6 protein-coding genes, 1 tRNA gene, 2 rRNA genes and 1 riboswitch (1 of these 10 cut by a window edge) are annotated in these 7,401 nt (G+C 63.7%); of the genes, 6 read left to right on the top strand and 3 right to left on the bottom strand.

The genetic code is table 11. The features are described 5' to 3' along the window. The 3 genes from ACWPWT_RS03440 to ACWPWT_RS03430 all read left to right on the top strand — a co-directional run. A 23S ribosomal RNA gene (locus tag ACWPWT_RS03440) occupies window positions 1-706 on the top strand; it begins 2,085 nt to the left of the window's first position. Between the two features lie 163 nt (window positions 707-869). Further along, a 5S ribosomal RNA gene (gene rrf / locus ACWPWT_RS03435) occupies window positions 870-984 on the top strand. Window positions 985-1,041: 57 nt separating this feature from the next. Next, window positions 1,042-1,118: transfer RNA gene (locus ACWPWT_RS03430), tRNA-Met, on the top strand. A gap of 162 nt (window positions 1,119-1,280) precedes the next feature. Here the strand turns inward: ACWPWT_RS03430 and ACWPWT_RS03425 are convergent. Beyond that, entirely contained in the window at window positions 1,281-1,847 is a 567-nt protein-coding gene (locus ACWPWT_RS03425; protein ID WP_261271227.1) for a TetR/AcrR family transcriptional regulator, read from the bottom strand. Between the two features lie 98 nt (window positions 1,848-1,945). Here ACWPWT_RS03425 and ACWPWT_RS03420 point away from each other — a divergent pair, with 98 nt between their 5' ends. The 3 genes from ACWPWT_RS03420 to ACWPWT_RS03410 are packed head-to-tail and all read left to right on the top strand — an operon-like array spanning window position 1,946 to window position 4,328. Then, on the top strand, window positions 1,946-2,635 hold the full coding sequence (locus ACWPWT_RS03420; protein ID WP_454278580.1) for a DUF1349 domain-containing protein: 690 nt from the start codon (window positions 1,946-1,948) through the stop codon (window positions 2,633-2,635). 5 nt (window positions 2,636-2,640) lie between these two features. Next, on the top strand, window positions 2,641-3,189 hold the full coding sequence (locus ACWPWT_RS03415) for a sugar O-acetyltransferase (protein ID WP_454278579.1): 549 nt from the start codon (window positions 2,641-2,643) through the stop codon (window positions 3,187-3,189). Beyond that, window positions 3,186-4,328: an acyltransferase family protein gene (locus tag ACWPWT_RS03410; protein ID WP_454278578.1), complete on the top strand. Its 1,143-nt coding sequence runs from the start codon at window positions 3,186-3,188 to the stop codon at window positions 4,326-4,328. The genes ACWPWT_RS03415 and ACWPWT_RS03410 overlap by 4 nt, the downstream gene beginning before the upstream one ends. A 7-nt stretch (window positions 4,329-4,335) precedes the next feature. Here the strand turns inward: ACWPWT_RS03410 and ACWPWT_RS03405 are convergent, their stop codons facing one another. Beyond that, entirely contained in the window at window positions 4,336-6,591 is a 2,256-nt protein-coding gene (locus ACWPWT_RS03405; RefSeq protein ID WP_454278577.1) for a TonB-dependent siderophore receptor, read from the bottom strand. A gap of 103 nt (window positions 6,592-6,694) precedes the next feature. Beyond that, window positions 6,695-7,003: a hypothetical protein gene (locus tag ACWPWT_RS03400; protein WP_454278576.1), complete on the bottom strand. Its 309-nt coding sequence runs from the start codon at window positions 7,001-7,003 to the stop codon at window positions 6,695-6,697. A gap of 86 nt (window positions 7,004-7,089) precedes the next feature. Next, window positions 7,090-7,308, top strand: a riboswitch (cobalamin riboswitch). Window positions 7,309-7,401 lie beyond the last annotated feature (93 nt).

Raw genomic sequence — 7,401 nt, 5'->3', positions numbered from 1 at the left:
CTGTTGTTGTTTAATGTCTAACCTCGTACCGTGAAACCGGTACAGGGACCCTCTGTGGCGGGTAGTTTGACTGGGGCGGTCGCCTCCTAAAGAGTAACGGAGGCGCGCGAAGGTTGGCTCAGGCCGGTTGGAAACCGGCTGTTAGAGTGCAATGGCATAAGCCAGCCTGACTGCGAGACTGACAAGTCGAGCAGAGACGAAAGTCGGTCATAGTGATCCGGTGGTCCCTCGTGGAAGGGCCATCGCTCAACGGATAAAAGGTACGCCGGGGATAACAGGCTGATAACCCCCAAGAGCTCATATCGACGGGGTTGTTTGGCACCTCGATGTCGGCTCATCACATCCTGGGGCTGGAGCAGGTCCCAAGGGTTTGGCTGTTCGCCAATTAAAGTGGTACGTGAGCTGGGTTCAGAACGTCGCGAGACAGTTTGGTCCCTATCTGCCGTGGGCGTCGAAATTTGAGAGGAGTTGACCCTAGTACGAGAGGACCGGGTTGAACGTACCTCTGGTGTACCTGTCGTCGTGCCAACGGCGCAGCAGGGTAGCTATGTACGGACGGGATAACCGCTGAAAGCATCTAAGCGGGAAGCCTCCCTCAAGATAAGATTTCTCAGGACGGTCGAAGACCACGACCTTGATAGATCGGATGTGGAAGTGCGGTAACGCATGGAGCTAACCGATACTAATTGTCCTATTCGCGCTTGAGAGCTCCACACCCCCACCATCAGCCCTGGGCTAGATGGCAGGGTGCGGTCATTACCAAGCCAGGTGCATCGATTTTATACCCAATCCCCCGAAGCGAGGTCTCCTCCCCTCGGGGCCCCCATCAAGTACCACTTGATGGGGATTGTTATTCGCGGACTCTATTGCCTGGTGGCCATAGCGTCGGTGTCCCACCCGATCCCATCCCGAACTCGGCCGTGAAACCCGACTGCGCCAATGGTACTACTGCTCAAGCAGTGGAAGAGTAGGGCGTCGCCAGGCATTACAGCCCGCGAATACAAAAACCCATTCACTCGTCCTTGCCCCTATACCCAGTGTCGCGGGGTGGAGCAGCCCGGTAGCTCGTCAGGCTCATAACCTGAAGGCCGCAGGTTCAAATCCTGCCCCCGCAACCAACGCCTTTGAACTCGATACGCCGCCCCCACGGGCGGCGTCCGCGTTTAGGGCTTAGGCGCTGGCGACACGTCACGGCCTCCGTCAGGCAAAATAGCAACAACCCGGCTTCAATACGGATCATCTGGGAGCGGGGCGCGGCTGGGAAGCCGGAAACGCGCCTTCTATCCCGCTTGGGATTCTGCGCCCGCAATGCGGTGCACGATCGCGGCAATTGCCTGACGGTCCAGGGGCTGGGGATCGATCGAGTTGTGGATGCCGATCCCTTCCACCAGTGCGTCAAGCGCGCGGCTGGTGAGGGGATCGAAGAAACGCTCGAGCGCGGCGCGGCTGTTGTTCATCCATCCCTGCATCACGCTGGATACCGACGGATGGCGGGCGGCAAAGGCGTAGAGTTCGTAGCTGAGCAAAAGCGTGCGGGGTTCCGCCCAGACCGAACCGGCGATGATGTCGATAATGGCGTCACGGGCGCCAGCCACGTCTTCCGCCTGTGCCAGCCGGGCGCGAAAGGCGTTCGAGCTCTCCTCCGCCAATTGGGTGAACGCCGCCATCAACAACTCTTCGAGCGTGGCGAAATAATAGGTGACCGAACCCAGCGGCACACCCGCAACCGCCGCGATCCGGCGGTGGGTGGTGCCCGACACGCCCTGCTCGGCCAGCACGTCCAGCGTCGCGGTGACGATACGCTGTCGCCGGTCGGGGTCGTTCTGTCTCGATCGTCCTCCCGCCACGCAAAAACTCCATTGCATATGATGTGTACATTTGTACACATGCCCCCGACCGGAGGCAGGGATCTAGACCTGCTCTATCGCAAAAGAAGGTGAGGGCCATGCAGGAAGCGCATATTTCGCGCCGTGTGATCTTGGGCAGCGCGGTTGTGATGGGCATGCCGTCAGTTGCCGGGGCCGTACAGGCGACCGGAACGACGGTCAGCGCCTTGGGACGTTCGGACGGACGGTGGTTGAACGCTTCCCGGTCATGGCACGTCGAGCCGAATGGCGCGCTGACCCTGGTAACCGATCACAGCACCGATTTCTGGCGCGAGACCCATTATGGTTTCACCCGCGACAGCGGCCATTTCCTGGGCTTTCCGACCGGCGACGCCTTTACGGCGCAACTGCGGATTCGCGGGCGATATGAAAAGCTGTACGATCAGGCCGGGATCATGGTCCGGGTCGATGAGCGCCGCTGGGTCAAGGCGGGGATCGAATTGTCCGATGGCCGCGCAATGCTGAGCAGCGTGTTGACCGATGGTCGTTCGGACTGGGCGACCGGCCCCTATGCGGGCGATGCCAGCGATTTCTGGATGCGCGCGACGGTCGCCAAGGGCGTGTTGCGGTTGCAGGTTTCGGCGGATGGCAAGAATTGGCCTCTGGTTCGGCTGGCCCCCTTTCCGGTCGCCGCCGCCTATCAGGTCGGGCCGATGGCGTGCACCCCGGAGCGCGAGGGACTGGAGGTACGCTTTTCCGATCTGCGGATCTCGGCGCCGCTGGGCAAAGATCTGCACGATCTGAGTTGAGCGGGATGAGCCACAAGCGAAACATGCTGGCGGGCGAACTCTATCGCGCCGACGATCCCGAACTGATCGCGGATGCGGCGCGCGCATCGTCTTGGATGAGCCGGTATAATGGTTCGATCATGGCGAGCCCGGACGAGCGTCATGGCTTGCTGGTCGAGGGGCTGGGGCAAGTGGGGGCGGCCGTAGTGGTGCGGCCGCCATTCCATTGCGACTATGGTTATAACATCCATCTGGCGGAGCGGGTTTTCCTGAATTTCGGATGTGTCATCCTCGACGTGACGCGCGTCGAGATCGGCGAGGGGACGCAGATCGGCCCCGGCGTCCAGATCCTGACCGCCGATCATCCCCGCGATCCGGCTTTGCGTGCCGAGGGCTGGGAATATGGCCGCCCGATCCGCATCGGCGCCAATGTCTGGATCGGCGGAGGGGCGTTGATCCTGCCCGGTGTCACGATCGGTGACGATGCCATTATCGGCGCGGGCAGTGTCGTGACCCGCGACGTGGCGCCAGGGACGACCGTGATGGGCAATCCGGCAAGGCCCGCGCGAACATGAGCCATCCGGCCGCCCTGCATGCCGCTCCGCCGGCCGAAAGCACGCCCCGGGCCAAGCCGCATTTCGAGGTGCTGGACGGTCTGCGCGGCACCGCCGCCTTGTTGGTCGTCGCATTCCATATCCAGGGCATCACCGTCCTGTTCGAGGCGAACAGGTTGCTGCTGCCCCATGCCTATCTGGCGGTGGACTTCTTCTTCGCGCTGTCGGGCTTCGTCATCGGCTATGCCTATGACGATCGATGGGGGCGTATGACGGTGCGGGACTTCGTCGCGCGGCGGTTGATCCGGCTGCATCCGCTGGTCGTGCTGGGGGTCGTGCTGGGGCTGGTCAGCTATATGTTCGACCCCTTTTCCGGCGATCGCCAGCGGGCGCCGGGGATGCTGGTCGCGCTTGCCTTTCTGGCGGGACTGTTCGCCTTGCCGTCATGGCCGCTGCCCAATCGCCTGGGGGACAGCCATCCGCTCAATGCGCCCGCCTGGACGCTGTTGCAGGAATATATCGCCAACCTGGCCTATGCCCTGATCCTGCGGCGGCTGGCGTTGCGCTGGCTGGCCGGACTGACCATGCTCGCGGCGCTGGTGTCCGCGACGACGGCGCTGACGCTCGGCTCCTACGACACCGGCTGGGGGCTGGACAATTTCTGGGGGGCGCCGGTCCGGCTGGCCTATCCGTTTCTGGCGGGGCTGTTGCTCTATCGGTTGAGCGACCGCCTGCCGCGCGTCCGGCTGGGCTTTGGCGGATTGAGCCTGATCCTGCTGGCGGTCTTCGCCGCGCCGGTCCTGCCGGAGTCCGGGGGCATCAAGTGGAACGGCGTCTATCAGGCGGCCTGCGTCCTGATCCTGTTCCCCGCGATCCTGATGCTGGGGCGGCATTCGGGCGGAGGCGGGGTGACGCAGTCACTATGTCGGGCGGCCGGGCGGCTGTCCTATCCCCTTTACATCACCCATTATCCGTTCGTGTATGTCTATATGAACTGGGTGGTGAGCGATCGGGGGAGCAGCGGCATGACGGCGATCGTCGCGGTCTCGCTCTATCTCTTCACGATCGCCTTCGCCATGATCGCCCATCGGTTCTGGGATCGGCCGATCCGCCGCTATCTGAACCGGGGGCGGGGTGGGGCCGCCCCCGCCACCCCGTAACTCTCCCTCAATAGGTATAGCGCAGCGTCGCGTATATCGTGCGCGGGCTGCCATAATAATTGCCGCGTGCGGTCGAGTTGATACGGGCGTAATAGGTCTTGTCGAACACATTGTTGACGTTGACCGACAGGCCCAGCCGCTCGCTGACATCATAGCCGGCGCGCAAGTCCACCACGGCATAGGCGCCTTGCCGCACGATGGTGGAGGGGACGAACGTCCCTTGCGCATTGCGGGTCGCCGCCGCGCCGCCGAAGGTGGAGCTGAACCAGGTCACCCCACCGCCCAGGCTCGCCCCCTGCAACGCCCCGCCCTGCGGCTTATAGTTGGTGAACAGCTTGACCATATGCTTCGGGATGATCGGGGTCAGCGTCAGCCCTTCGACCACCGGGTTGATGTCCGACAGATATTTGGTCCGGGTCAGGCTGTAGCCGCCATTGATCCGCCAGCCCGGCACGATCTCGCCAGAGGCTTCGGCCTCGATCCCGCGTGCGCGAACCTTGCCAAGCTGATAGACGATCAGGACATTGTCGGGATCGTTGATCGTCCGGTTCCGCTGCGTGATCTGATAGGCGGCCGCCGACAGCAACAGCCGCTTGTCCATCAGCGCCAGCTTGGTCCCCGCCTCATATTGGTCGCCTACCAGCGGTTCGATCGGGCGTCCGTCGGGGCGCTGGCGCCCGCCCGAATTGACCGGGCTGAAGCTGTCCGCATAGCTGGCATAGACGTTCCAGTCCCCGGTCACATCCCACACTGCGCCCGCATAGGGGGTGAAGCGGCCGTTAAAGCCATAGCGGGTCGGCGCGGGGATGCTGCCCGATGCGAGCAGCAGGGTGCGGATCGTGGTATCCCACCATGTCACGCGCCCGCCGCCGGTCAGCGTCAGCCCCGCGACCGGGCTCAGCCGCATCTGGCCGTAAATGCCATATTGCTCCACATCGGTCCCGCTGGCGCCGTAAACCTGAGTCACCAGGCGGTTGGTGCCCGGCACGCGATAGGGAGCCGAAGGGCCATAGGGATTGAGCGGCGGCTCGGGCGGCGAGACGGGATTGAAGACGTCGATCGTCGCGAAGTTCGACAGGCGGCTATAATAGGACGTGCCCGAACTGGCCTGATAATCCCAACCCAGGATCAGCGTCTGGTCGCGCCCGAACAGCGGAAAGCTGCCGATCGCGTTGAAATCGAAGGCACGGGTGCTTTGCTTGCTATCGCCGCGATAGGCGATCTGGTTGGTGACGCCGCGATTGGCGGCGGTCACCGGCTGGCTGCCGATATAGCTGTAGATGTCGATGCGATCGACATCGGTGTAGAGCCCGGTCGCGCGCAGCGTCCAGCGGTCGCTGACCCGGTGCGCCAGTTCGGCGAACCCGCTCCACGTCTTGGATTCGAAACGATTCCAGTCGGCGCCCAGATAGGTGGAGCGATCGACCGACAGCAGCCGTCCGTCGCTGCCGTCGCTGCCGCCCACATAGCCGGGCAGGCCCGACTGGATCGCGGGGCGGAAGCGGTCGTAATGGCCGCCGACGGTCAGGGTGGTCCGCTCGCCGATCTTGAGCGACCCCGTCGCATAGGCGGCAACGCGGTTGCGGTGCGCGGTGTCGAAGAACTGATCCTGATCCTGGCCCATCACCCCGAAGCGGAAGCCCAACCGATCGCTGGCGGGGAGCGAGGCGTCCAACTCCAGCCGGACATTGTCGAAGCTGCCCAGTCCCGCCACCGCCTGCACCCGCGCTGTGTCGAGCGGGCGCTTGCGCACCAGGTTGATGCTGCCCGCCGGATTGCCCGCCCCGCTGAACAGCCCGGCGGGGCCGCGCAGCACTTCGACTCGGTCATAGAAGAACAGGTCCGGCACCACGGCGGGGAAAGCCAGCGCGAAGGTGGGTACGCCATCGATCAGGTAATTGTTGATCGCGAACCCGCGCGAGAAATAGGACGGGTCCTCGCTGCCCACGCCGTTGACGGTGATCCCGTTGGTCGCGGTCAGCGCGTCCTCCAGCGTGAAGAGATTCTGCGCCTCGATCTGGTCGCGCTCGATCACCGTGACGGTGTTGGGAATGTCCTTGAGCGGGGTGACGGTCTTGCCCACCTCTCGGCCATAGCTTTTGCCCAGCACCACGATGTCGTTGCCGGTCTGGTCGAGGTCGTCACGCTCGGCCGACGGCACGGTGCGATCCGCCATGACCGGCGGTCCCACTTCGGCAAGCGCCGGTGCCGCCACCCCCGACAAAGCCAGCGCAAGCGTCTTCAATGCCGAACCAGTCAGCATGTCGTTCCCCATCTTCTATTGATATGCAGTCGCAATAGAGGGGGTGGGCATCGGGGTAAAGCGAAATCATGACAAAAACATCATGATCCTGAACGGCCTGGTTCTAGCGACCCCTGCGCCTTCTCTTCCCGGTCGGAGACATGCCCTCGGGCGGCTCGGTGGATTCGACCAGTTCGACCACGTCAAAAGCATAGCCGACCCAGCCGCGCTGGCGCATCGCCTCGGCCATGGCGGCGTCGTTGGCCTGCGCGTCCTTCCGCGACTTGGCATGGCCCCAGAAGACTTCGGTGCGTCCGCCACCCAGATCGGCGACGATCCGCCAATAATGGGTGAAGGGGGCGGAGGTGGGGCCGATCGTTTTCACATAGCCATCGGGCATCGTCGCGGTCAGATAGCGGGTCTTGCGTGCCATGACGCCGCCATAGCGCGGTTCGCCCGCTCGCTCATCCCGCTTGACGACGTGATGGCGTCGCGCCTACCGATGCGACGCCGGAATGTTCCGGCAATGATCGCGCCGGTTCCCCCGACAAGGGGGATTAAAAGGGAACGCGGTGAGGGCGGCGACGCCCGAATCCGAGGCTGTCCCTGCAACTGTAAGCGGTGAGCGGAGGCGCAACGGACCGGTGAAGACCGGGCCAGCCACTGGGGCAACCTGGGAAGGCGCGCCATTCGCGATGACCCGTGAGCCAGGAGACCTGCCGGCGTCAGGTCGCTCATGCCTGGTCCAGGGGATGGCCGAGGCTAAGGTCCTTTCCGACGAGCGACGCCAATGGTGGCGGAGGCGCAATGGTTTGCCATGGCGAGTGCGGA

It is taken from the genome of Sphingomonas sp. Marseille-Q8236, assembly GCF_965112005.1.
Note: the sequence above shows the minus strand (reverse complement) of the source record. Positions and strands in the feature narration are given on the sequence as shown.

Bases quoted from the DNA above. Each gene is read 5' to 3' on its own strand.
- ACWPWT_RS03420 (WP_454278580.1), top strand. From the start codon at position 1,946: ATGCAGGAAGCGCATATTTCGCGCCGTGTGATCTTGGGCAGCGCGGTT.
- ACWPWT_RS03400 (WP_454278576.1), bottom strand. From the start codon at position 7,003: ATGGCACGCAAGACCCGCTATCTGACCGCGACGATGCCCGATGGCTAT.
- ACWPWT_RS03410 (WP_454278578.1), top strand. From the start codon at position 3,186: ATGAGCCATCCGGCCGCCCTGCATGCCGCTCCGCCGGCCGAAAGCACG.
- ACWPWT_RS03415 (WP_454278579.1), top strand. From the start codon at position 2,641: ATGAGCCACAAGCGAAACATGCTGGCGGGCGAACTCTATCGCGCCGAC.
- ACWPWT_RS03405 (WP_454278577.1), bottom strand. From the start codon at position 6,591: ATGCTGACTGGTTCGGCATTGAAGACGCTTGCGCTGGCTTTGTCGGGG.